The sequence below is a fragment of the Mycobacterium sp. 1245499.0 genome (genome assembly GCF_001673615.1).
Taxonomy (GTDB): Bacteria; Actinomycetota; Actinomycetes; order Mycobacteriales; family Mycobacteriaceae; genus Mycobacterium; species Mycobacterium europaeum_A.
Map to the genome: position 1 here is coordinate 1 of NZ_LZMG01000106.1, position 23,170 is coordinate 23,170.

Here is a 23,170-nt window from a genome sequence, read left to right on the forward strand (position 1 = left end):
CCCTGATCGAATCGCACCACTGCCCGCCCGACCGGTTTCCCGGCGTCATCGGCGAACCGGTGACCCCGCCGGTGCGGTCGGCGACGAGTGCGGAGTCCAGCACGTGGTCGAAGTGGGTGTGCACCGGGATGACCGCCTCCAGCCGCGAGACCTTGGCCCGGGCCAGGCATCCGTCGACGCGCGCCGGCGAGGGTGCCACCTTGCCGGCCGCGACCGTGGCCAGGCCGGGCCGGGAGAAGTAGCCGTCGGTCATCAGGGCCGACGAGCCGTCGTCGATCAGCAGGGTGGCGACGCCGATCCAGGTCACCGAGAGCCCGTCGGCCTCGGCGGCGGGAGCGTCGAACCGGCCTGCGTACCGCGCGATGTCGGGACGCCCGAGTTTCAGTCGCATCAGCAGAACGCCCTGATCTCGGTGCCGGTCGTGGCAAGGCGGTCGCGGACGGCGGCGGCGATCTGCACCGCTCCCGGCGAATCACCGTGCACGCAAACCGATTCCACCTTCAGCGTGAGTTGGGTGCCGTCGATCGCGGTGACCTGCCCGGAGTCGACCATGGTCGCCACCCGGTCGGCGATCACCGCTGGGTCGGCCAGCACCGCACCTTGTTCGCGGCGCGACACCAGCCGGCCGTCGGGCCGGTAGGCCCGGTCGGCGAAAGCCTCTGCGACCGTGCGTAATCCGCGCCGAGTGGCTTCGTCGAAGAAGGCCGAGTCCGCCATGCCCAACACCGGCAACCCGGAATCCACCAGGCGCACCGCCTCGGCTACGGCGGCGGCCTGCTCGACGTGGGTGACGATCGTGTTGTACAGCGCGCCATGGGGTTTGACGTAGGACACCGTGGAGCCGGCCGCGTACGCCATCGCCCGCAGCGCGCCGATCTGATACACCACGTCGGCGATCAGGTCCTCGGCGGCGACGTCGATGAAGCGCCTGCCGAACCCGGCCAGGTCGCGGTAGCTCACCTGCGCCCCGATGCGGACCCCGCGCCGGGCGGCCGACCGGCATACCCGCAGCAGGCCCGCCGGGTCACCGGCATGGAAACCGCACGCGACGTTGGCGCTGCTGACGATGCCGAGCATGGCGTCGTCGTCACCCAGGCGCCAGACACCGAAGCCCTCGCCCAGGTCGGCGTTGAGGTCGATAGCGGCCACCCGCCCAGCTTATGGGGGCGCCCGACGCCGGCCTAGGCGAGGAGGCGCGGCGCCGGCTACCGCCCGCTGACCTTGGCCGCGATCCGCTCGGCGAGGTCGACCGCGGACCCGCCGGGCACGAAGGAGCCGCAGGTGGCGACGTCGATGACGACGTTGTTGCGCACGGTCAGCGCCCTCTGGCACGTCCAGCCGTCGCTACTGTCCTGAACTTCGGAGGTGCTGAGCGTGCCACCGACCTTGTGGGCCTCGCCGACGGTCCACACGATGTCCGGCTTGTCCACGGGATGTTCGGAGAACTTCCGGTTGGCGCAGGCGGACCACCGTCGCACCGAGGCGTCGTAGAACGCGTTGGCCTTGCGCGCCGAGGGGTAGGCGATCACGGCCTGGATGGCGGAGTCGTTGCGGACCGCCGGGTCGTCGAAGTTGTCGTCGAGGCGCTGGCCGCGCATCGCGATCCAGCCGGTGTCCGCATAGACGGCCTCCTGGGCCGGGCCGTCCATCGCCAGGCAGCTCTTGTCGCTGAAAGTCGAACTCCAATCCCACATCGTCTGAACGCCGTACCGCAGCCGCATCCCCGAGCTGAGCAAGGAGTTGATCTGGTCCACCCCGAGCAGCAGCCCATCCAGGGCCGCGGCGGCCACCGGCGGCTGGAGCAGCGGACCGGAGGTGTCTGCGGGCGACGCGCTGCCGCCGACCACGGTGGTGCAGCCGGTGGCCAGGGCGGACACCGCCGCGGCCACCAGCAACGCGATTCGCCCGCGCACCACTGCCTCCCGGACGTGGAACCTTATGGGGCCCAGCTTAAGCGGCAGCGGATCGCCGGCGCCCGATCAGCCAGCAGACCAGGTAGATCAGGAACGAGATGCTCGCGACGAACACCGACACCGGCACGCCCGGCGCCAGCGACAGCAGCAGGCCCCCGACCGCGGACACCTCGGCGAACACCACCGAGGTGACCATCGCCGCCGCCGGGGAGGCGACGACCCGGGCCGCCGCGGCCGCCGGCGTGATCAACAACGACATCACCAGCAGCGCGCCGACGATCTGCACCGCCTGGGCCGCCACCACCCCGACCAGGGCGGCGAACACGATGCCCAGCGCGTAGACCGGCACGCCGCGGGCGGCGGCGACGTCGGGGTCGACCGTGGCGAACAGCAGCGGGCGGTAACACGTCGCCAGCACGGCGATGACGAGCAGGCAGACCAGCGCCAGCATGGTCAGGCCCGTGTAGCCCACCCCGACGATCTGGCCGGTCAGCAGGGCGAAGCTGGTCGACGTGCGGCCCGGATAGAGATGGATGAACAACACCGCCAGGCCCAGCCCGAACGCCAGCACCACGCCGATCACCGAGTCGCGTTCCCGGTCACGCCGCCCGAGCACACCGAACAGCGCCGCGGCCAGGGCGCTGCCGATCAGGGCGCCGAGGCCCACGCCGAACCCCACCAGCAGCGCGAAAGCGGCTCCGGTCAAAGACAATTCGCTGGAACCGTGCACGGCGAACGACATCTGGCGCATCACGATGAACGGCCCGATCAGCCCGGCCACCAGGCCCAGCAGGGCGGCCGCCACCAGCGCCTGCTGCACGAAGTCGTGGGCGAGCAAGTGGGCGGTGATGTCGAAGGAGAACAGGTGGTCCAGCAGGCCGGTGAGCCGATGTTCCATCAGTGGTACCCATCGTCACGAGCGCCGGCCACCACGTAGCCGTCCTTGACCTTCACCACCTGGATGTCGGATTGGTAGAGCGCCGAAAGGGTCTGGCTGGTCATCACCTGCTCGACCGTGCCGATCTCGAACCGGCCGTCGACCAGATACAGCAGCCGGTCCACGTACGGCAGGATCGGGTTGATCTCGTGGGTGACGACGATGACGGTGGTCGCGGCGTCCTGGCGGCGCCGCTCGATCAGCGCCGACACCAGCCTGGCGTTGGCCGGATCCAACGTCAGCAGCGGTTCGTCGCACAGCAACAGCAGCGGGTCGCTGACCAGTGCCTGGGCGATGCGCACCCGCTGCAACTCGCCGCCCGACATCGTCCCCACCCGGACGTCGGCCAGGTGTTCGCCGTTGACCTGGCGCAGCGCCTGGCGCACGGCCGCGCGCCGGCGGGCCCGATCGGCCGACCGCAGCGGGATGGCGCCCCAGCGCGGCCCGTCGATGCCCAGCCGCACCAGGTCGCGCCCGCGCAGCATCACGTCGGCGTCCATCGGATGGTGTTGGGGCACATAGCCGATGCGTCCGCTGCCCGACGTGATCGGCTTGCCGTCCACCAGCCCGACACCGGCGCTCAGCGGCAGCTGCCCCAACAGCACCTTGAGCAGCGACGTCTTGCCGCTGCCGTTGGGGCCCAGCACCGCGATGAATTCGCCGCGCGACACCGACAGGTCCAGGTGGTCCCACAGCACCCGGTCGCCGAAGGACAGCCGCGCCCCGCGCAGCGAAACCGTTTCCGCGGGGTTCTCGATGGCCGGTTCGAGGCTCACGACGGTACGGTCCGGCTCGACCGCAGCGCGGACTGCAGCTGATTGACCGTGTTGCGTTGCCAGGCAAGGTATTCCGTGCCTTCGGTCAGCGTTTCGGACACGTCGGTGACCGGGACGCCCGCGTGCCGTGCGGCGTCGCGCAGACCGTTGATCGCGGTGGTGGAGGTCTGCGGGTTGACCAGCACCGCCGACACCTGACGACGGTTGACCAGGTCGAGGACCACCGCCATGTCGGCCGGTGCCGGATCGGTCTCGTTCTCGATGGCCGCCTCGAACGCGGGCGGGGTCCGGTTCGCCAGGCCCGTGGCCTTCAGTAGGTAGAACGCGACCGGTTCGGTCGCGACCACCGAGGTGTTGGGATAGGCGGTCGCGATGGCGTGTTCGGCGCCGGCGATCGAGTCGGCGTCGCGGCCGAACGCGACGGCGTTGGACCGATAGTCGGCGGCGTTGCCCGCGTCGATCGTCGCGAGGCGCTCGGCGATGGTGCTCGCCACCGCTTTGGCGACGTCCAGGTCGTAGAAGACGTGCTCGTTGCGGGGTGCTCCGTCGTTGTTCAAAAACGAGTAGGCGTTGACCGGCTTGGCGTCCGGGTGGCGGGCCAGCACGTCGTCGACCCACCCGTCGTACCCGCCGCCGTTGAAGACCACCAGCGGGGCGTCGGCGATCGCGGCGGCGTCGGCGGGACTGACCTCATAAGAGTGGGGGTCGATGTCCGCCCCGCTGAGAATGGATTTGACGGTGACGTGGCGGCCGGTGACGGCGCGCGCCACGCTGCCCCACACGTCGGTGGAGGCGACGACGGAGAGCGCGCGCGAATGCGCCGAACCGACACAGCCGGTGAGCACCGCGCCGCCGGCCACCGCCAGCGCGGCCGCCAGCCATCGCGTCGCGTCGGCGGTTCTGGCCTTAGCCGTTCGTTGCCGCGTCGGTGCCATGTGCACGTCCGATTTCCTCCCGCCGGCCAGTCAGCCGATCCACAATACTAATGAAAACCGTTTCCATTACAAAGCCGCAAGCTGAAGCACGTACGCACGGGCCCCGATCCGCTGTAGCCTCACCGAACGTGAGTCCCACACCGCGCCGGCGTGCGACTCTGGCGTCATTGGCGGACGAGCTCAACGTTTCGCGCACGACGATCTCGAATGCCTTCAACCGGCCCGATCAGCTCTCCCCGGACCTGCGCGAGCGCGTGCTCGCGACGGCCAAGCGGCTGGGCTACGCCGGCCCCGACCCGGTGGCGCGTTCGTTGCGGACCCGCAAGGCGGGCGCGGTCGGTCTGGTGATGGCCGAACCGCTGCCCTACTTCTTCAGCGACCCCGCCGCACGCGACTTCGTCACCGGCGTGGCCCAGTCCTGCGAAGCGCTGGGGCAGGGGCTGCTGCTGGTTGCCGTCGGACCCAGCCGCAGCCTCAAAGACGGCACGGCCGCGGTGCTTTCGGCCGGCGTGGATGGCTTCGTGGTCTATTCGGTGTGCGACGAGGATCCCTACCTGCAAGTGGTGTTGCAGCGCCGGCTGCCGATAGTTGTGGTCGACCAGCCCAAGGGGCTGCCCGGCGTCTCGCGGGTGGGCATCGACGACCGCGCGGCGATGCGTGAGCTCGCCGACTACGTGCTGGGCCTGGGGCATCGCGAGATCGGGCTGCTGACCATGCGGCTGGGCCGGGACCGGCGCCAGGGCCTGGTAGACGCCGACCGGCTCCGCTCACCCGCGTTCGACGTGCAACGCGAGCGCATCGTCGGAGTGTGGGAGGCGATGACGGCCGCCGGCGTGGAGCCCGATTCGTTGACCGTGGTGGAGAGCTACGAGCACCTGCCCGAATCGGGCGGCGCGGCCGCCAAGGCGGCGCTGGAGGCCAATCCGCGCATCACCGCGCTCATGTGCACCGCCGACATCCTGGCGCTGTCGGCCATGGATTACCTGCGCGCGCACGGCATTTACGTGCCGGGGCAGATGACCGTCACCGGCTTCGACGGCGTGCCCGAGGCCATCAACCGCGGGCTGACCACGGTGTCGCAGTCCAGCCTGCAGAAGGGCCGCCGGGCCGGGGAGCTGCTGTTGAAGCCGCCGCGCTCGGGCCTGCCCGCCATCGAACTGTTGGACACCGAACTCATCCGGGGCCGCACCGCCGGCCCGCCGGCGTGAGCCGGGCTACTTCGAGTCCTGGTCGCCGATCAGCAGCCGCACGGCCAGGTCCAGCCGCTTGCTGACGTCGGTGGCCGAGGCCCGCCGGGTGAGCCACGCCAGCAGGTTCGACAGCCACACGTCGGAGATCACCCGGGCGATGTGGTACTGGTCCTCGGTCGGTTCGCCGTCGGCCATTGCCCGCGCGAACATCGAATCGATGAGCTTCTCCACCTGGTCGACCTCGCTGGCCGCCGACGCGTCGGCGAACACGTAGGCCCGGGTCATCGCCTCGGTCAGCAGGGGGTTGCGCTGCATTGCGCGGTTGAGCTTGCCCACCATGAAGTTCAGCCGCTGAAAGGGCGTGCCCCCGGTCATCGCCGAGCGGTCCGTCTTGGCGTCGATGCGGCTGAACTCGCGGCCCAGCGCCGACACCAGCAGGTGCACCTTCGACGGGAAATACCGGTACAGCGTCCCCACCGCGACGTCGGCGCGATCGGCCACCGCACGCATCTGAACTGCCTCGTAACCGCCCTTGGAGGCGATGGCCATGGTGGCGTCCAGGATGCGCTTGCGGCGTTCCCGCTGCGCCTCCGACCCCAGTTCGGACTCCGCCAGTACCGCCACGTTCAGAACCTCGCGCGGCTGCGCGTCAGAAACGCGGCTCGGATTTGCGTTGGCTGGCATGTGACGGTTTGCTCCTGTTCCCGGCGGTTCGTTTGCAAACGATACGCATTCTGCGTGTGAATTTCCCACCTCCATACCGCCGCGGACAAGCGCTGTGCTGCTGTAATGGCGTTCGACTTGACGGTCGATCACTGGCACTATTAGAACACGTTCTAGTCTCGAAGAGCGCGGGTTGCGTGCCAACACGTGCCGAAGGCATACCCGCTGAGCGGGCAGATCGCACAATCAGGACAGGGGTTTCGACGCCCCTGTCACGCCGAGTCAAGGACGCGGAGGGCTCTCACGTGGTAGCGACCGTCACCGACGAACAGTTTGCCGCGCGGGCCCTGGTGCGCGACTGGGCCCGCAATTCGACGTCGGGGCCGGGCGGCACCGCGGCGATCCGCGACGTGGAGCAGGGCAAGCCCGACGCCTGGCGGCCGGTGTTCTCCCGGCTGGCCGAGCTGGGCATCTTCGGCGTCGCTATCCCCGAGGAGTTCGGCGGGGCGGACGGCAGCATCGAAGACCTGTGCGCGATGGTCGAGGAGGCGGCGAAGGCGCTGATCCCCGGGCCGGTCGCCACCACCGCGCTGGCCACATTGGTGATCTCGGATCCCGAGTTGTTGGGCGCCCTCGCCGCCGGGGAGCGCTTCGCCGGGCTGGCGCTGGAAGGCGACGTCGAGTTCGACGGCGCAACGTCGACGGCGTCGGGCACGCTGCCCTTCGCGCTGGGCGTAGCCGACGGCGCGGTGCTGCTGGCGCCGGCCGACGGCAAGTGGCTGCTGATCGACACCGGCGGCGAGGGCGTGCGGATCGAACCCCTGCAGGCCACCGACTTCTCCCAGCCCCTGGCCCGGGTGGTGCTGGACTCGGCGCCGGCCACCGTGGTGTCGGACAAGCGCGAGCGCGTCGAGGAGCTGGCCGCGACCGTGCTGGCGGCCGAGGCGGCCGGCATCACCCGATGGTCGCTGGAGACCGCCGTCGACTACGCCAAGGTCCGCGAGCAGTTCGGCAAGCCGATCGGCAGCTTCCAGGCCATCAAGCACATCTGCGCCGAGATGCTGTGCCGCGCCGAGCAGGCCGAGGTGGCCGCCGCCGATGCCGCGCGGGCTGCCGCCGAGGGCGACGAAGCCCAGTTCTCCATCGCGGCGGCCCTGGCCGCGAGCACCGGCATCGCCGCCGTGAAGGCCAGCGTCAAGGACTGCATCCAGGTCCTCGGCGGCATCGGCTGCACCTGGGAGCACGACGCGCATCTGTACCTGCGCCGGGCGCACGCCATCGGCCGGTTCCTGGGCGGGGCGGAGGCCTGGCTACGCCGCATCACCGCGCTGACCCAGTCGGGGGTGCGACGCCGCCTGGGTATCGACCTCAGCGAGGTCGAGGACCAGCGGGCGGAGATCGCCGCCGCCGTCGCCCAGATCGCCGAACTGCCCGAGGAGAAGCGGCAGGCGGCGCTGGCCGAGGCGGGCCTGCAGGCGCCGCACTGGCCGCCGCCCTACGGCCGTGGCGCGGGACCCGCCGAGCAGTTGCTGATCGACCAGGAGCTGGCGGCGGCCGGCGTGGCCCGGCCCGACCTGGTGATCGGCTGGTGGGCGGCACCGACCATCCTCGAGCACGGCACGCAAGAGCAGATCGAGCGCTTCGTGCCGGGCACCACGCGTGGCGAATTCCTTTGGTGTCAGCTGTTTTCCGAGCCGGGAGCCGGCTCGGACCTGGCGTCGCTGCGCACCAAGGCGGTCCGGACCGAAGGCGGCTGGAACCTGACCGGGCAGAAGGTGTGGACGTCGGCGGCGCACAAGGCGCGCTGGGGCGTGTGCCTGGCCCGCACGGATCCGGACGCGCCGAAACACAAAGGCATCACCTACTTTTTGGTGGAGATGAGCTCCCCGGGTATCGAGATCCGCCCGCTGCGCGAGATCACCGGCGACTCGTTGTTCAACGAAGTGTTCCTGGACAACGTGTTCGTTCCCGACGAGCTGGTGGTCGGCGAGGTGAACGACGGTTGGCGGCTGGCCCGCACCACGCTGGCCAACGAGCGCGTCGCGATGGCCAACGGGACGGCGCTGGGCAACCCGATGGAGGAACTGCTCGAGCTGCTGGCCGAGCTCGACCTCGACGCCGCGCAGCAAGACCGGTTGGGGCGGTTGATCGTCGCGGCGCAGACCGGCGCGCTGCTGGACCAGCGGATCGCCCAGCTGGCCGTGGGCGGCCAGGACCCAGGGGCGCAGTCCAGCGTGCGCAAGCTCATCGGTGTGCGCTACCGCCAGGCCCTGGCCGAATTCACCATGGATGTCTCCGAGGGCGGCGGGCTGGTCGATCGGCGGGCGGACGGCGACCGCGCGGTGTTCGACTTCCTCAACACCCGCTGCCTGACCATCGCCGGCGGCACCGAGCAGATCCTGCTCACCGTCGCCGCGGAGCGACTTCTGGGGCTGCCGCGCTAGCCGAGATCGGCTGCAGCAGAGCGCAATTCGTCCAGCTCCTGGCATGCCATGGCGCCCAGATCCTGGTCCTCGCCGGGTTCGGCCCAACGGGCGTAGGCCTTTTTGAATGCCAAGGCACCCAGCTCGGCGGCCAGTGCCGCGGTCGGCTCCGGCACGCCGCGGGATTGCAGCGCTTCGACCACCGCCAGCGCCAATCCGATCTGCTTGAGCGCGTTGCGTTCCTGAAGCTCGGCGCTGGCAGCGATCGCGGCCTTGAGCCTGGGGGCGAGCTCCTTGTTGAACGACGTGAACGCCGCCGCTGCCGACTTCAGGCCGGAGCACACCGCGGCCAGCGGCGTCGCGTCGGCGGGCGCAGCGGCGATGCCCTCGCGCAGTAGTTGGGCGATGGCGTCCTGGCCGGCCGCCAGCACGTCCCGCTTGTCCGGGAAGTGCCTGAAGAACGTGCTTTTCGTCAGGCCAGCGCGCTCGGCGATCTCCGCGACGGTCGTCTGGTCGTAGCCGCGCTCGTTGAACAGGTCCAGCGCCGCGCCGACCAGGCGTGCGCGCGCGTCGGGTTCCCAGCGAGCCATGGCCCCACTTTAGTGATGCGACCATTGTCCCATCACTGGTGTAGGGTGATGGGACAATAGTCGCATCAGATGAAGGAGTTACTCGTGCGCGTATTCGTCACCGGCGCCAGCGGCGGAATCGGCTCGGCCGTCGTCGCACAATTGATCGCCGCCGGCCATCAGGTCGTGGGCCTGGCCCGGTCGGACGCTGCGGCCGCGATCATCAGCGGGCTCGGCGCTGAGCCGCTGCGCGGCGACGTCACCGACCTCGATCTGATGCGGAAGGCGGCCGATGACGCCGACGGCGTCGCATACCTGGCGTTCTCCCACGACTTCACCCGGATGATCGGTGACGCGATCGGCGACGAATTTCGCGCCGTCACCGCGATCGGCACCCCGCTCGTCAACACAGGTAAACCGCTGGTGGTTGCCAGCGGCACCCCGGCGCTCGCCGGCCGCACGAGCACCGAGGACGACCCCTTCAACACCGAGGGGCCGATGGCCGGACGCGCACGCACCGGACAGGCCGTCATCGACCTGGCCGAGCAAGGCGTCCGATCGGCCGTGGTGCGGCTGCCGCGATCGGTGCACGACGCCAGTGGCCGGTACGGCTTCTGCAGCATCCTGATTCAGGCCGCACGGCAGCGCGGCGTGTCGGCCTTCGTCGGTGACGGTACCCAGCGCTGGCCTGCCGTGCATCGCGACGATGCCGCGTCCTTGTTCCGGCTCGCTCTCGAAAAGGCCGCGCCCGGTTCGGTTTTGCACGCGGTGGGCGACGAAGGCGACCCGATGCGGGCGATCGCCGAGGTGATCGGTCGCCGGGTCGGCGTGCCCGTCGAGTCCGTCCCCGACGCGGTCTTCGGGCCGCTCGGCACCATGTTCGCTATCGACCAGCCCTCGTCGAGCGCACTGACCCGCCAGCGATTGGGCTGGAAGCCCACTGGTCCAAGCCTGCTCGACGATCTCGAGACCGGCGACTACCCCGAATAGGTCAGGAGAACGTGGTCTGCGCGCAGGTGCTCGGGGAGGTGATGTTGACCCCGGAGTACACCACCTGGATGTGGGTGCAGGCGATGACGTTGTTGTCGGTCTTGGGTTGGCCCGTCTGCCAATCGGTGGAGTCGATGCGCCCGTTCGTCTGGTACTTCTCCGGCGGGCCCTCGCCCATGTAGATGGTGGTGATCTCGTCGGAACCCATGGACTTCATCACCCGCTCGTACTGGCCGGTGGCGTGGGCGTCGAGGTAGGCCAGCCGGTTCGAGGACCGGATCTCGGTGGTCTGCCGGGCCCACAGACCGGGCGGGAAGCCGGTCACGCCGTCGGGCGTCAGCATGTCCGCCCCGGCGGTGAAGTCGCAGTGACCGTCGGCCTTGAAGCAATTCAGCACGGCCCGCGTCTCCAGCTGGTTGGGCCCGTCCAGCGGGAACAGCGTGGTGGCGGTGTTGCTGGCCGCCGCGCATACCCCGGCGGGCGCAAGCATCGGCAGCACTGCGACGACTGCGAATCCCGATACCAGCCGCCTCATCGATGCTCCCTTTCCCGGTGATCCCAACGGTGAACTTAGCCCCGCGGCTACTCGTCGTAGGTGACTTCTACCGAATCAGATTCCGGGTGAGATTGACAGGCCAGAATCAGGCCTTCGTCCAGATCCTGCTGCTCGAGCACGTCGTTGACCTCCATGCTCACGTTGCCCTTGCGTAGCGTGCACGCGCACGCGCCGCAGTGACCCTCGCGGCAGGAGAAGGGGGCGTCGAGGCCCTTGGCCAGCAGGACGTCGAGCAGCTTGGCGTTGCGCGGCCAGGACACGGTGTGGGTTTCGCCGTCCAGCTCCACCACCGCGGTGGCCGGCGGCTCGTCGCCCTCGGGGGTGTCCTCGATCGTCACCGCCGCGAACGGGTCGGAGTCCAGCGACTTGAACACCTCGATATGTATCTGCGCCGCAGGCACTTTCAGCGTTTCCAGCGCTTGTCTCGCCGAGTCCATGAAGGCGCCCGGGCCGCAGATGTACACGGGCCGATCCGTGTAGGGCGCGGCCAACTTGGCCAGGGCGGCCACGCTGGGCAGACCCTGCAGCGATTCCAGCCAGTGCAGCACCGTCAGCCGGTCGGGGTATTTGGCCGCCAGCTCGCGTAGCGCGTCGGAGAAGATCACCGAGCGCTCGTCGCGGTTGGCGTAGACCAGCGTCACCTGCCCGCTGCCCTCGGCCAGCGCGGACTTGCAGATGGACATGATCGGGGTGATGCCGCTGCCCGCGGCCATCAGCAGGAAGTCGTCGCCCAGCGTCTTGGGCACGAAGGTGCCCGACGGGGCCAGCACGTGGATGCGCATGCCCTTGTGCGCGTGGTCGCACAGCCAGTTGGACGCGTAGCCGTCCGCGGTGCGTTTGACGGTGACCGTGAGCGCGTCGTCGGTGAACGGCGAGCTGCACAGCGAATAGCAGCGGGCCACCGAGCCGGTGCGCTCGCTGGGAACGCGCAGCGTCAGGAACTGGCCCGGCGCGTACCGTAGCCGCTCGGGCGGGATCTCGGGGTCGCCCGCGTCGTCGGGTACCGCGAACACCAGCGACCGCGCGTCGTCGGTCTCGGCGATGACCTCGGCGACCTGCAGTTCGAGGACGTGGTCACCGAGTGGCTCGTCGGGAATCGCCTCGGTCAAGGCCCGTCCCTTCCTTTCGTGGCAAAACGTGTCGACCCGCTGCGACCGGCTCCGCCGCTCTTGCGATCGCCACGGGCAACTAGAACATGTTACAGAAAAGCGGATTCGTATCGCTACCAGCCGCAGGAATACCCTGCTCGACACAAATCGGAACGTGTTCTAGTCTCTGGTGTAAGTCCGCTGAGTAAGTCTGGCGCAGGAGGCAAACGTAAGTGACGTCCATTCAACAGCGTGATGCGCAGTCGGTTTTGGCTGGCATCGATGATCTGCTCCCGCAGATTCGCGAACGCGCTCAGGCGACGGAGGACCTGCGGCGGCTGCCCGACGAGACCGTTCAGGATCTTCAGGATGTGGGCTTCTTCACCCTGTTGCAGCCCGAGCAGTGGGGCGGTTTGCAGTGCGACCCGACGCTGTTCTACGAGGCGGTGCGGCGGCTGGCCAGCGCGTGTGGCTCCACCGGCTGGGTGAGCTCGATCATCGGCGTGCACAACTGGCACCTTGCGCTGTTCGACCAGCAGGCCCAGGAGGAGGTTTGGGGCGAGGACCCCAAGACCCGGGTGTCGTCGTCGTATGCCCCGATGGGTGCCGGCGTGGTGACCGATGGCGGTTACCTGGTCAACGGCTCATGGAACTGGTCCTCGGGCTGTGACCACGCCACGTGGGCGTTCCTCGGCGGTCCGGTGATCAAGGACGGCCGTCCGGTGGACTTCGGCAGCTTCCTGATCCCGCGCAGCGAGTACCGCATCGACGATGTGTGGCACGTCGTGGGCCTGCGGGGCACCGGCAGCAACACCGTCGTCGTCAAGGACGTCTTCGTGCCGCGCCACCGGTTCCTGTCCTACAAGGCCATGAACGACGGCACCGCGGGCGGGTATGAGACCAACACCGCGCCGGTGTACAAGATGCCTTGGGGCACAATGCATCCCACAACCATTTCGGCGCCGATCGTCGGGATGGCCTACGGCGCGTACGACGCGCACGTCGAGCATCAGGGCAAGCGGGTGCGGGCGGCGTTCGCCGGCGAGAAGGCCAAGGACGACCCGTTCGCCAAGGTCCGCATCGCCGAGGCGGCCAGCGACATCGACGCGGCCTGGCGTCAGTTGAGCGGCAACGTCGCCGACGAGTACGCCCTGCTGTCCGCCGGCAAGGAGATCCCGTTCGACCTGCGCGCCCGCGCGCGCCGCGACCAGGTGCGCGCCACCGGCCGGGCGATCGCCTCCATCGACCGGTTGTTCGAGGCGTCCGGTGCCACGGCCTTGGGCAATGACCAACCGGTGCAACGGTTCTGGCGCGACGCGCACGCCGGCCGGGTGCACGCGGCCAACGACCCCGAGCGGGCCTACCAGATCTTCGGGAACAACGAGTTCGGGTTGCCGCCCGGCGACACCATGGTCTAGCGCCGGCGACGATGCAGAGCGAAGCGATGAGGAGGAGCGGCGCCGAATGACCGGCACCTCGACAACCGAAGAAATAACCTTCGAATCGACCTCGCGCTTCGCCGAGGTGGACGTCGACGGCCCGCTGAAGCTGCACTACCACGAAGCCGGGGTCGGCAACGACCAGACCGTGGTGCTGCTGCACGGCGGCGGACCGGGCGCGGCGAGTTGGACGAACTTCTCCCGCAACATCCCGGTGCTGGCCGAGCGGTTTCACGTGCTGGCCGTCGACCAGCCGGGCTACGGCCACTCCGACAAGCGCGCCGAGCACGGGCAGTTCAACCACTACGCGGCACGGGCGCTCAAGGGCCTGTTCGACCAGCTGGGTCTGGGACGCGTTCCGCTGGTTGGGAATTCGCTGGGCGGTGGCACCGCGGTCCGCTTCGCGCTGGATTACCCGGACCGGGCCGGCAAGCTGGTGCTGATGGGGCCCGGCGGGGTCAGCGTGAACCTGTTCGCGCCCGACCCGACGGAGGGCGTCAAACGGCTCGGCAAGTTCTCCGCCGAGCCCACCCGCGAAAACCTCGAGGCGTTTCTGCGGGTGATGGTCTACGACCAGAAGCTGATCACCGACGAATTGATCGACCAGCGCTTCGAATTGGCCCGCACACCCGAATCGCTGACCGCGACGCGGGCAATGGGAATGTCTTTCGCCGGAGCCGATTTCGAGCTGGGCATGATGTGGCGCGAGGTGCACCGGCTACGCCAGCCGGTGCTGCTGATCTGGGGCCGCGAGGACCGGGTCAACCCGCTGGACGGCGCGCTGGTCGCACTGAAAACCATTCCGCGTGCACAGCTTCACGTTTTCGGGCAATGTGGGCACTGGGCACAGGTGGAGAAGTTCGACGAGTTCAACAAGCTCACCATCGATTTCCTGGGAGGTGCGCGATGAGCATCCGCTCTCTGGGCTATCTGCGTATCGAGGCCACCGACATGGCGGCCTGGCGCGACTACGGCCTGAAGGTGCTCGGCATGGTCGAGGGCAAGGGCGCCACCGATGGCGCGCTCTATCTGCGGATGGACGACTTTCCGGCACGGCTGGTGATCGTGCCCGGCGAGCAGGACCGGCTCATCGAATCCGGCTGGGAATGCGCGAATGCCGCTGGGCTGCAAGAGATCCGGAACCGGCTAGACATCGAGGGCACGCCCTACAAGGAGGCCACCGTCGCCGAACTGGCCGACCGCCGGGTCGACGAGATGATCCGGTTCTCCGACCCGTCCGGCAACTGTCTGGAGGTCTTCCACGGCGCTGCGCTCGAACACCGCCGCGTGGTCAGCCCGTACGGGCACAAGTTCGTCACCGAGGACCAGGGCCTGGGCCACGTGGTGCTGACCACCCGCGACGACGCAGAGACCCTGCACTTCTACCGCGACGTGCTGGACTTCAAGCTGCGTGACTCGATGCGACTGCCCCCTCAGGTGGTCGGCCGGCCCGCCGACGGCCCCCCAGCCTGGCTGCGGTTCCTGGGCTGCAACCCGCGCCACCACAGCCTGGCCTTCATGCCCGGCCAGACCCCCAGCGGCATCGTGCACCTGATGGTCGAGGTCGAGAACGCCGACGACGTCGGCCTGTGCCTGGACCGGGCCCTGCGCCGCAAGGTGCCGATGTCGGCGACGCTGGGCCGCCACGTCAACGACCTGATGCTGTCCTTCTACATGAAGACACCCAGCGGGTTCGACATCGAATTCGGTTGCGAGGGAAGACAAGTCGCCGACGACGACTGGATCGCTCGGGAGAGCACCGCGATCAGCCTGTGGGGCCACGACTTCAGCGTCGGATTCAAGGGTTAGTTTCTCAGGCCATGACTGCCGCGCCGATCGACCCGCGCACGTTCCGCAGCGTGCTCGGCCAGTTCTGCACCGGGATCACCATCATCACCACCGTGCATGACGACGTCCCGGTCGGTTTCGCCTGCCAATCGTTTGCGGCGCTGTCGCTGGACCCGCCGCTGGTGTTGTTCTGCCCCACCAAGGTGTCGCGGTCGTGGCAGGCGATCGAGGCCAGCGGCCGGTTCTGCGTCAACATGCTGACCGAGCAGCAGAAGCACGTCTCGGCCCGCTTCGGCTCCAAGGAGCCCGATAAGTTCGCCGGGATCGACTGGCACCATTCCGAACTCGGTTCGCCGATCATCGACGGTTCGCTGGCCTACATCGACTGCACGGTGGCCTCCGCGCACGACGGGGGCGATCACTTCGTGGTATTCGGTGCGGTGCAGTCGCTTTCGGAGGCGCCCAAGATCAAGCCGCGGCCGCTGCTGTTCTATCGCGGTGAATACACCGGCATCGAACCGGACAAGACGACACCCGCCCAGTGGCGCGACGACCTGGAAGCGTTTTTGACGACCACCACCCAGGACACCTGGCTGTAGCGGGACACCTGGCTGTAGCGGCGCCCTACCGGTCGCGGCGGTCGGCGGACATGTCGACCGTGGGGGAGTTGTCCGCTATCGGCTGCTCCTGGCTCCACGCGGGGTCGCGTCCGGCGGCGTTCTCGCCGGCCGCGGCATCCCTGTCCTTGTCGGCCTTCACCTTCGGGTCGAGGTTGTCGGCACGCTTGAACTGCTCGTCGAGCTGTTCGCGCGAGGACGCCGCTTCCGTCTGATGGGTTGACGCCCGATCATGCAGGCGGGCGGCTTCGGCGGCCTTGGCCTCGGCTTCGGCCTGCGCGGCACGGGCTTTCGCGGCCGTCTCGGCGGCCAGCGCCTCGCGGCGCTCGACCTTGGCGCTCTCCAAGTTGGCTTTTTCGCGGATCTGTTCGGCCTCCCGCTCGCGGCGGCGCCTGGTGGCTCTGCGGGCGGCGATGGCCAGGGCGACGATCACGAGGATCGCCACAACTGCGGCGATGACGATCCAGACGGTGTTGCTGGTATTCATGATGGACTCCGTTGTCGATATACCGAAGCGCTAAGGCCCCGTTCGCCGGGTTGCCGTATTCGACAGGAACGAAACAACCCAAGTCGACACCCGCGGCTCGGGCGCCTCCGCGGGGCCGGAGAATGGAGTCATGACGCTGGACCTGAACGGGTACTTCGACCGCATCAACTACGACGGTCCGGCCGAACCGAGCCTCGAGGTGCTACAGGCGCTGATGACCGCCCACACCGGCTCGATCCCGTTCGAGAACCTCGATCCGCTGATGGGCGTGCCGGTCGACGACCTTGGCCCGGAAGCCCTCACCGACAAGCTGGTCCGCCGGCGCCGTGGGGGCTACTGCTACGAGCAGAACGGCCTGATGGGTTACGCGCTTGCCGAAATCGGTTTCCGGGTGCGGCGGTTGGCCGGCCGGGTGGTCTGGATGCAGCCGCCCGAGACGCCGCTGGGCGCCCAGACGCACACCGTGCTGGCGGTGACGTTCCCGGGCTCGCGGGGTTCGTTTTTGGTCGACGTCGGCTTTGGTGGCCAGACGCTGACGTCTCCCATCCGTTTGCAGACCGGCAACGCCCAGCAGACCACGCACGAGCCGTATCGGCTCAACGACCGCGGTGACGGCCTGGTGCTGCAAGCGCAGGTCCGCGACGAGTGGCAACCGCTGTACGTCTTCGGCACCCAGAGCGTGCCCCAGATCGATCTGCGGGTGGGCAGCTGGTACGTCTCCACGCATCCGTCGTCGCATTTCGTGACCAGCCTGATGGTCGCGTTGACCACCGACGACGCCCGCTACAACCTGGCCGGCCGGAACCTGACGATTCACCGCGCCGACGGCAGCGAGAAGATCCGCCTCGAGGACGCGGCGGCGGTCGTCGAGGTGCTCGGTGAGCGGTTCGGCATCGACGTGGCGGGCATCGGCGAGGCGGGTGCGCTCGAGGCGCGCATCGCGCAGGTGCTCGACGCCTAGGCGCCTCGTGCGGTTTCGCTAGCGCGCCGCGAGCCAGGTGCCGAGGCGTCGCACCGCTTCCTCGATATCGCGGGTCGGGCCCGCGAACGACAGCCGCACGAACGAATTCCCGCGCGCGGTGTCGAAGTCGATGCCCGGTGCGATCGCAACACCGGTCTGCGCCAACAGCTTTGAACAGAACTCGATCGAGTTGTCGGTGAATTCCGAAACGTCGGCGTAGACGTAGAAGGCGCCGTCGGTGGGGGCCAACCGCTCGATGCCGATGCTGCGCAGCCCGTCGAGCACCAGCGAGCGGTTGGTCGCGTAGTGGTGCAGGTGACCGTCGGCTTCGGCCGTCGCCTCCGGGGTGAAGGCCGCCACCGCGGCGAGTTGCGACAGCACGGGCGGGCAGATGGTGAAATTGCCGGTCAAACAATCCACCGCGCGGCGCAGCTCGGCCGGCACCAGCAGCCAGCCCAGCCGCCAGCCCGTCATCGCGTAGTACTTCGAAAAGCTGTTGACCACCACGGCGTTTCGGGATGTCTGCCACGCGCAGCTGGTCTGTGGCGCACCGTCGTAGACCAGGCCGTGGTACACCTCGTCGCTGATCAGTCGCGCTCCCGATGCATCACACCAGGAGGCGATGGCGGCCAGCTCCGCCGGGTCGATGACGGTGCCCGTCGGGTTGGCGGGGCTCGCCACGATGACGCCCTGCACCGGCGGGTCGAGTTCGGCCAGCATCTGCGCGGTCGGCTGGAAGCGAGTCTGCGGCCCGCAGGGAATCTCCACCACCTCACAACCCAAGGCGGACAAGATGTTTCGGTAACACGGGTAACCGGGGCTGGCCAGCGCCACCCGATCGCCGACGTCGAAGCAGGCCAGGAAGGTGAGCAGGAAGCCGCCGGAGGAGCCGGTGGTGATCACCACCGCATCCGGTTCGACGTCGAGCCCGTGCTGGCGCTGGTAGTCGGCGGCGATCGCGGCGCGCAGTTCCGGGGTGCCCAACGACACCGAGTAACCCAGCTCGTTGGAATGCACGGCGGCCGCCGCGGCCGCTCGCACCGGCTCGGGCGCACCCACGCTGGGCTGGCCCGCCGACAGGTTGACCAGGTCGCCGTGGCTGCGCTGGCGTTCCGCGGCCGCCAGCCACACATCCATCACATAGAACGGTGGGATGCCGGCGCGCAGCGAGACACGGTCGGTCACGGCGTCTGGAGTACCTCGGATTCCAGCCGCTTAAGCAGTTGTTGCTGCGAATCCAGCAGATGCGCGCTGCCGTGGGCGCGCTTGAAGTACAGGTGCATGTCGTGTTCCCAGGTGATCGCGATGCCGCCGTGCAGCTGGATCCCCTCGGCGGCCACGACGTTCAGCGCCTCGGTGGCGGCAAGGCGGGCGGTGGCGGCGTTGGTGGGACTGGGGGCATCGCAGGCGTCGGCGACGACGGCCTTGGCGGCGGAGACGGTGACATACAGATCGGCCATCCGGTGCTTGAGCGCCTGGAAGCTGCCGATCGGCCGGCCGAATTGCACTCGGTCCTTGGCATATTCGACCGTCAGCTCCAAACAGCGCTGCGCGGCACCGATCTGCTCGGCGGCCAGCAGGATGGCCGCCGTGTCCGCCAGGCCGGGGTCGGTGCCGATCGGCTCGGTCTCCTCGGCCGTGAGCCGCGCCAGGCGCCGGGTCGGGTCCATGGTGGTGACGGGCTCGGCGCCGAACCGGGTCCACCTGTTCAGCCGGCCGTCCTCGACGGCGACCACGACGTCGGCGATATCACCGTTGACCACGTAGTCGGCGTCGAACACCAGCGCGCCGATCGCGGCGCCCTCGGCGAGGCCCTCCAGCGTCGTGACGTCCGGTTCGGCCGCGCTCAGCAGCGCCAGCTCGGCCAGCGTGGTGCCGAGCAGCGGGGAGGGCACCAGCGCGCGGCCCAGCTCCTGCAAAACCGTTGCGGCATCGGCCAGTTCGCCGCCCGCGCCGCCCAGCTCCTCGGGAATCACCAGTGCCGCCGCGCCGACCTGCTCGCACAGCAGCTGCCAGAGCGACTCGTCGTAGCCCTTCTCGGACTCCATGGCCGCGCGCACGGCCGCCGGGCCGGCGTGCTTGGCCACCAGGGCGGCGACGGTCTCGCGGAGGAGTTCGCGTTCTTCTGTTGTGGTCATAGCGCCTCCAGCACTCGGCGCCGGTGCTGCTCCGGGGTGCCCCACGCCGACCGCAGCGCCTGCACCCGCAGCAGCAACAGCGACAGGTCGTGCTCCTGGGTGAAGCCGATCGCACCGTGGGTTTGCAGCGCCGACCGCGCCGCCAACAGCCCCGCCTCGGACGCCGCCGCCTTGGCCGCGCTGACGTCGCGGGGGTCCAGCGTCAGCGCCGCGCCATACACCAGCGGACGGGCCAGCTCGATGGCGATGTGCACGTCGGCGAGCTTGTGCTTGATCGCCTGATACGAGCCGATCACCCGGCCGAACTGGGTGCGCTGCTTGGCGTAGTCGACCGCGCCGTCGCGCAGCGCCTCGGCCGCACCGATCAGCTGGGCCGCGGTGGCCAGCGCGCCGAACTGGTAGGCGCGCTTGACATCCGCCTGCCACGACGGCCCGGTCGCGGTCACGTCGAAGAGCTTTCGGCTGGGGTCGACGGACTCGTGGGCGTCGCCTGGTGTTGCCTCAGTGACGCCGTTCTCGCCGGCCAGCAGCACCATCCCGGCCACGTCGGCGTCCACCGCGCGCGGCGTCTGCGGCGGCAGGGCGACGGTGGCGATCAGCTCACCGGAGGCCAGTTCGGCGCATCGCTCGGCCCGATCGCCCGAGGCGAGCAAAACCGGTGCCACGGCGATGGATTCGGCGACCGGCCCCGGCACGCACCAGCGGCCCAGGCGCTCGACGGCGACGACGAGGTCGACGGGGTCGGCCTCGATCCCGTCGAATTTCTCCGGCACGGCCAGCGCGGTGACGCCCAGGGTGGCCAACTGCTCCCACACCTTGCGGCCCGGTGCGGTGTCGCCCGCCGCCCACGCGCGCACCGCGCCGGGCAGATCCGCCGCGCCCAGCGCGGCGTCGATGCTGGCCGCGAAGTCGCGCTGCTGTTCGTCTAGCGCAAATTTCACTTCTTGCCCCCGGACTTTTCGCGCGGCAGGCCCAGCAACCGCTCGGAGATGATGTTGCGCTGAATCTCGTTGGTGCCGGCGTAGATCGGGCCGCCTAGCGCAAACAGCAAGCCCTCGGTCCACCGGCTGGTCAGTTCCCCGTCGGCGGCCAGCAGGTCCAGCGCGGTCTGGTGCAGTTCGACGTCGAGGTCGGACCAGAACACCTTGGTCACCGACGATTCGGCGCCCAGCTCCCCGCCGAGGCCCAACCGGGTCACCGTGCCGAAGGTCTGCAGCCGGTAGGCCTGCGCCTTAATCCAGCCGTCGGCCACCCGGTCGGCGAACGCCTCGGGTGAGCCGCTGTCCTGCCACAGCCGCACCAGCCGCTCGGCGGTGGCCAGGAAGCGGGCCGGGCTGCGCAGTGACATGCCGCGCTCGTTGCTCGACGTGCTCATGGCCGCCCGCCAGCCCTCGTGCGGGGTGCCGATCACGTCCTCGTCGGGCACGAAGACGTCGTCGAGGAAGATCTCGCCGAACCCGGTGTCGCCGCCCAGCTGGACGATGGGGCGCACCGTGACCCCCTTGGCCTTCAGGTCGAACATGAAGTACGTCAGCCCGTTGTGCCGCTCGGCTCCCGGGTCTGACCGGAACAGCCCGAAGCCCCGCTCGGCGAACGGGGCTCGCGAGCTCCAGATCTTCTGCCCGTTGAGCAGCCAACCGCCGTCGGTCTGGGTGGCGGTGGATCGCAGCGACGCCAGGTCGCTGCCGGACTCGGGCTCCGACCACGCCTGGGCCCAGATCTCTTCTCCGCTAGCCATTTTCGGCAGGATCCGGTCTCGCTGTTCTTCGGTGCCGTGCGCGAACAGCGTCGGCGCCAGCATCGAGGTGCCGTTGGCGCTGGCGCGGCCCGGCGCGCCGGCCCGGAAGTACTCCTCCTCGAACACCACCCAGTGCAGCAGCGGCGCGTCGCGGCCGCCGTACTTTTTCGGCCAGGTGATCACCGACAGGCCGGCGTCGAACAGCACCCGGTCCCATTTCCGGTGCTGATCAAAGCCTTCGGCGTTGTCGTATGACTTGGTCGGGATGTTTTCGGCGTTGGCCGACAGGAATTCCCGGACCTCGGCCTGGAAGGCCAGGGTGTCTTCGTCTAGATCCAGATCCATCAGTCCAGCTCTCGCAGTTGTGGTTTGACCACCTTGCCGCCGGCATTGCGCGGCAACGCGTCGACGAACCGCACCGACCGCGGTGCCTTGAAGTTCGCCAGATGTTCACGGGTGTAAGCGATCACGGATTGCTCGTCGAGTTGGGCGCCGGGCCGGGTCACCAGGTATGCCCGGCCCACCTCCCCGAGCCGCTCGTCGGGAACTCCGATCACCGCGGCGTCGGCCACGCCGTCCATCCGGGCCAGCACCTGCTCGACCTCGGCGGGGTAGACGTTGAATCCACCGCAGATGTACATGTCTTTCAGGCGATCGGTGATGCGCAGGTTGCCGGCCGCGTCGACGGCGCCGATGTCACCGGTGTGCAGCCAGCCGTCGGCGTCGATGGCGGCCGCGGTGGCCTCGGGGTCTTCCAGGTAGCCCAGCATCACGTTCGGCCCGCGCAGCAACACCTCGCCCGACTCCCCGGGGGCCTCGGCGTCGATGCGCAATTCGAAGTCGGCGAACGGGCGGCCGCAGGTGGTGGCCACGGTGACCGCGTCATCGTCGGCGCGGCACATCGTGCCCATGCCGTTGGCCTCGGTCAGCCCGTAGGCGGTCAGCACGATGTCGATGTCCAGTTCGGACTGCATGCGCTCGACCAGCACCACGGGCACGGTCGCCGCGCCGGTCACCGCGAACCGCAACGAGCTCAGGTCGTAGTCGTTGCGCGCCGGGTGGTCGAGCAGGGTTTGGTAGATGGTGGGCGGCCCGGGCAGCACGGTGATGCGGTGTCGCTCGATGGCCTGCAGTGCGCGCAGCGGATCGAAGGTCAGGTGCGGAATCAGCGTCGCCCCGGTCTGCAGGCACGCCAGGATCCCGGCCTTGTACCCGAAGTTGTGAAAGAACGGGTTGATGCACAGATAGCGGTCGTCGCTGGTGATCTTGCCGTTGGCCGCCCAGGAGGCCGACGCCGACAACGACTGCCGGTGCGCGCACAGCACGCCTTTGCTGCGTCCGGTCGTGCCGGAGGTGAACAGGATGTCGCTGACGTCATCGGGGACGACGGCGGACGCGCGAGCCGCGACCGCGTCGAGGTCGGTGCCGCGCGCGATGAACTCGTCCCAGGTCGCCGGAACAGGATCGTCGGCATCGACCGGTATCCGCACGATGTGCCGCAGCGCGGGCAGCGCCGCGCGGTTCAGGTCGGCCAGGCGATCGTGGCCGAGGAAGCGGCCCATGCCGAACAGCACCGGGGCGCCGGTCCGGGCCAGGATGTCGCTGGCCTCGGCGGCGGTGTAGCGGGTGTTCAGCGGCACCATCGCGGCCCCGGCGTGGTGGATTGCCAGGCAGGCCACCACCCAGTGCCAGGTGTTCGGCGACCAGACGGCCACCCGGTCGCCCGCCCGCACGCCGAGATCGATGAGGGCGGCGGCCGCGCGGTGCACCTCGTCGCGCAGGCCGGCGGCGGTGAAGGATCGTTCGTCGGTGATCAGCGCGTCGTGATCGGGCAGCCGGCTCGCGAAACGATCCAGCGCGGCGGGCACCGTGCGCGGATCGTTGGTCATGGGATGCTCCTGTAGCGGCGCTGACGCGATTTTGATTGCCCGGTTTCTCCTCACGCCGCCCCGCGGCGCGCAT

24 protein-coding genes are annotated in these 23,170 nt (G+C 69.2%); 8 read left to right on the forward strand and 16 right to left on the reverse strand.

Annotation, left to right across the window (positions count from 1 at the left end; translation table 11 throughout):
- From A5646_RS05450 to A5646_RS05475, 6 genes are all read right to left on the reverse strand, one after another.
- A partial coding sequence (locus A5646_RS05450; protein ID WP_369806911.1) for an MBL fold metallo-hydrolase occupies positions 1 to 391 on the reverse strand: 391 nt, incomplete at its 3' end.
- Positions 391 to 1,149: a LamB/YcsF family protein gene (locus A5646_RS05455; protein ID WP_067020432.1), complete on the reverse strand. Its 759-nt coding sequence runs from the start codon at positions 1,147 to 1,149 to the stop codon at positions 391 to 393. The genes A5646_RS05450 and A5646_RS05455, both read right to left, overlap by 1 nt.
- 56 nt (positions 1,150 to 1,205) lie before the next feature.
- The gene (locus A5646_RS05460) at positions 1,206 to 1,916 is read right to left on the reverse strand and encodes a sensor domain-containing protein (protein WP_066868870.1); all 711 of its coding nucleotides are present in this window, start codon (positions 1,914 to 1,916) and stop codon (positions 1,206 to 1,208) included.
- A gap of 34 nt (positions 1,917 to 1,950) precedes the next feature.
- Positions 1,951 to 2,811 (reverse strand): metal ABC transporter permease, encoded by an 861-nt coding sequence (locus A5646_RS05465; protein WP_066868867.1) that lies wholly within the window; start codon positions 2,809 to 2,811, stop codon positions 1,951 to 1,953.
- Positions 2,811 to 3,626: a metal ABC transporter ATP-binding protein gene (locus A5646_RS05470; RefSeq protein WP_066880092.1), complete on the reverse strand. Its 816-nt coding sequence runs from the start codon at positions 3,624 to 3,626 to the stop codon at positions 2,811 to 2,813. Before A5646_RS05470 ends, A5646_RS05465 begins: the two co-directional genes overlap by 1 nt.
- On the reverse strand, positions 3,623 to 4,561 hold the full coding sequence (locus A5646_RS05475) for a metal ABC transporter solute-binding protein, Zn/Mn family (RefSeq protein WP_067020436.1): 939 nt from the start codon (positions 4,559 to 4,561) through the stop codon (positions 3,623 to 3,625). The genes A5646_RS05470 and A5646_RS05475 overlap by 4 nt, the downstream gene beginning before the upstream one ends.
- 128 nt (positions 4,562 to 4,689) lie before the next feature.
- Between A5646_RS05475 and A5646_RS05480 the strand changes: the two genes are divergently transcribed.
- Positions 4,690 to 5,769: a LacI family DNA-binding transcriptional regulator gene (locus A5646_RS05480; RefSeq protein ID WP_067020439.1), complete on the forward strand. Its 1,080-nt coding sequence runs from the start codon at positions 4,690 to 4,692 to the stop codon at positions 5,767 to 5,769.
- Between the two features lie 6 nt (positions 5,770 to 5,775).
- On the opposite strand, the gene kstR is transcribed toward A5646_RS05480, so the two are convergent.
- Positions 5,776 to 6,375: a cholesterol catabolism transcriptional regulator KstR gene (gene kstR / locus A5646_RS05485; protein ID WP_066867395.1), complete on the reverse strand. Its 600-nt coding sequence runs from the start codon at positions 6,373 to 6,375 to the stop codon at positions 5,776 to 5,778.
- 344 nt (positions 6,376 to 6,719) lie between these two features.
- On the opposite strand from kstR, the gene A5646_RS05490 reads away from it, so the two are divergent.
- Positions 6,720 to 8,858, forward strand: a complete 2,139-nt coding sequence (locus A5646_RS05490; protein ID WP_067020442.1) for an acyl-CoA dehydrogenase — start codon at positions 6,720 to 6,722, stop codon at positions 8,856 to 8,858.
- Here A5646_RS05490 and A5646_RS05495 read toward each other — a convergent pair.
- Positions 8,855 to 9,427, reverse strand: coding sequence for a TetR/AcrR family transcriptional regulator (locus tag A5646_RS05495; protein ID WP_066867386.1), 573 nt, complete (start codon positions 9,425 to 9,427; stop codon positions 8,855 to 8,857). The genes A5646_RS05490 and A5646_RS05495 overlap by 4 nt on opposite strands.
- 84 nt (positions 9,428 to 9,511) lie before the next feature.
- On the opposite strand from A5646_RS05495, the gene A5646_RS05500 reads away from it, so the two are divergent.
- Positions 9,512 to 10,396: an SDR family oxidoreductase gene (locus tag A5646_RS05500; RefSeq protein WP_067020478.1), complete on the forward strand. Its 885-nt coding sequence runs from the start codon at positions 9,512 to 9,514 to the stop codon at positions 10,394 to 10,396.
- Position 10,397: 1 nt separating this feature from the next.
- Here A5646_RS05500 and A5646_RS05505 read toward each other — a convergent pair whose 3' ends face one another.
- Both A5646_RS05505 and A5646_RS05510 read right to left on the reverse strand, forming a co-directional pair.
- Positions 10,398 to 10,931: a hypothetical protein gene (locus tag A5646_RS05505; protein WP_067020445.1), complete on the reverse strand. Its 534-nt coding sequence runs from the start codon at positions 10,929 to 10,931 to the stop codon at positions 10,398 to 10,400.
- 47 nt (positions 10,932 to 10,978) lie between these two features.
- The gene (locus A5646_RS05510) at positions 10,979 to 12,061 is read right to left on the reverse strand and encodes a ferredoxin--NADP reductase (RefSeq protein WP_067020448.1); all 1,083 of its coding nucleotides are present in this window, start codon (positions 12,059 to 12,061) and stop codon (positions 10,979 to 10,981) included.
- A 212-nt stretch (positions 12,062 to 12,273) separates the two neighbouring features.
- Here A5646_RS05510 and hsaA point away from each other — a divergent pair, with 212 nt between their 5' ends.
- Genes hsaA through hsaB form a run of 4 tightly spaced genes read left to right on the forward strand, consistent with a single transcriptional unit; the run spans position 12,274 to position 15,866 of the window.
- Positions 12,274 to 13,458, forward strand: coding sequence for a 3-hydroxy-9,10-secoandrosta-1,3,5(10)-triene-9,17-dione monooxygenase oxygenase subunit (gene hsaA / locus A5646_RS05515; protein ID WP_066867379.1), 1,185 nt, complete (start codon positions 12,274 to 12,276; stop codon positions 13,456 to 13,458).
- Positions 13,459 to 13,504: 46 nt separating this feature from the next.
- Entirely contained in the window at positions 13,505 to 14,389 is an 885-nt protein-coding gene (gene hsaD / locus A5646_RS05520) for a 4,5:9,10-diseco-3-hydroxy-5,9,17-trioxoandrosta-1(10),2-diene-4-oate hydrolase (RefSeq protein WP_066867377.1), read from the forward strand.
- The gene (gene hsaC / locus A5646_RS05525; protein ID WP_067020451.1) at positions 14,386 to 15,288 is read left to right on the forward strand and encodes an iron-dependent extradiol dioxygenase HsaC; all 903 of its coding nucleotides are present in this window, start codon (positions 14,386 to 14,388) and stop codon (positions 15,286 to 15,288) included. The genes hsaD and hsaC overlap by 4 nt, the downstream gene beginning before the upstream one ends.
- Before the next feature lie 11 nt (positions 15,289 to 15,299).
- On the forward strand, positions 15,300 to 15,866 hold the full coding sequence (gene hsaB, locus A5646_RS05530; protein WP_067020454.1) for a 3-hydroxy-9,10-secoandrosta-1,3,5(10)-triene-9,17-dione monooxygenase reductase subunit: 567 nt from the start codon (positions 15,300 to 15,302) through the stop codon (positions 15,864 to 15,866).
- A gap of 25 nt (positions 15,867 to 15,891) precedes the next feature.
- Here the strand turns inward: hsaB and A5646_RS05535 are convergent, their stop codons facing one another.
- Complete coding sequence (locus A5646_RS05535) at positions 15,892 to 16,371, reverse strand: hypothetical protein (protein WP_067020457.1); 480 nt, start codon at positions 16,369 to 16,371, stop codon at positions 15,892 to 15,894.
- A gap of 130 nt (positions 16,372 to 16,501) precedes the next feature.
- Between A5646_RS05535 and A5646_RS05540 the strand changes: the two genes are divergently transcribed.
- Entirely contained in the window at positions 16,502 to 17,332 is an 831-nt protein-coding gene (locus tag A5646_RS05540) for an arylamine N-acetyltransferase (protein WP_066880108.1), read from the forward strand.
- Positions 17,333 to 17,350: 18 nt separating this feature from the next.
- Here the strand turns inward: A5646_RS05540 and A5646_RS05545 are convergent, their stop codons facing one another.
- From A5646_RS05545 to fadD3, 5 genes are read right to left on the reverse strand one after another with little or no spacing between them, the layout of a single operon-like run.
- On the reverse strand, positions 17,351 to 18,517 hold the full coding sequence (locus A5646_RS05545; RefSeq protein ID WP_067020460.1) for a pyridoxal phosphate-dependent aminotransferase: 1,167 nt from the start codon (positions 18,515 to 18,517) through the stop codon (positions 17,351 to 17,353).
- Complete coding sequence (locus A5646_RS05550; RefSeq protein ID WP_067020463.1) at positions 18,514 to 19,470, reverse strand: acyl-CoA dehydrogenase family protein; 957 nt, start codon at positions 19,468 to 19,470, stop codon at positions 18,514 to 18,516. Before A5646_RS05550 ends, A5646_RS05545 begins: the two co-directional genes overlap by 4 nt.
- Entirely contained in the window at positions 19,467 to 20,411 is a 945-nt protein-coding gene (locus tag A5646_RS05555; protein WP_067020466.1) for an acyl-CoA dehydrogenase family protein, read from the reverse strand. Before A5646_RS05555 ends, A5646_RS05550 begins: the two co-directional genes overlap by 4 nt.
- Positions 20,408 to 21,553, reverse strand: coding sequence for an acyl-CoA dehydrogenase family protein (locus A5646_RS05560; RefSeq protein WP_066880114.1), 1,146 nt, complete (start codon positions 21,551 to 21,553; stop codon positions 20,408 to 20,410). The genes A5646_RS05555 and A5646_RS05560 overlap by 4 nt, the downstream gene beginning before the upstream one ends.
- The gene (gene fadD3, locus A5646_RS05565; protein WP_067020469.1) at positions 21,553 to 23,097 is read right to left on the reverse strand and encodes a 3-((3aS,4S,7aS)-7a-methyl-1,5-dioxo-octahydro-1H-inden-4-yl)propanoate--CoA ligase FadD3; all 1,545 of its coding nucleotides are present in this window, start codon (positions 23,095 to 23,097) and stop codon (positions 21,553 to 21,555) included. Before fadD3 ends, A5646_RS05560 begins: the two co-directional genes overlap by 1 nt.
- Positions 23,098 to 23,170: the final 73 nt, after the last annotated feature.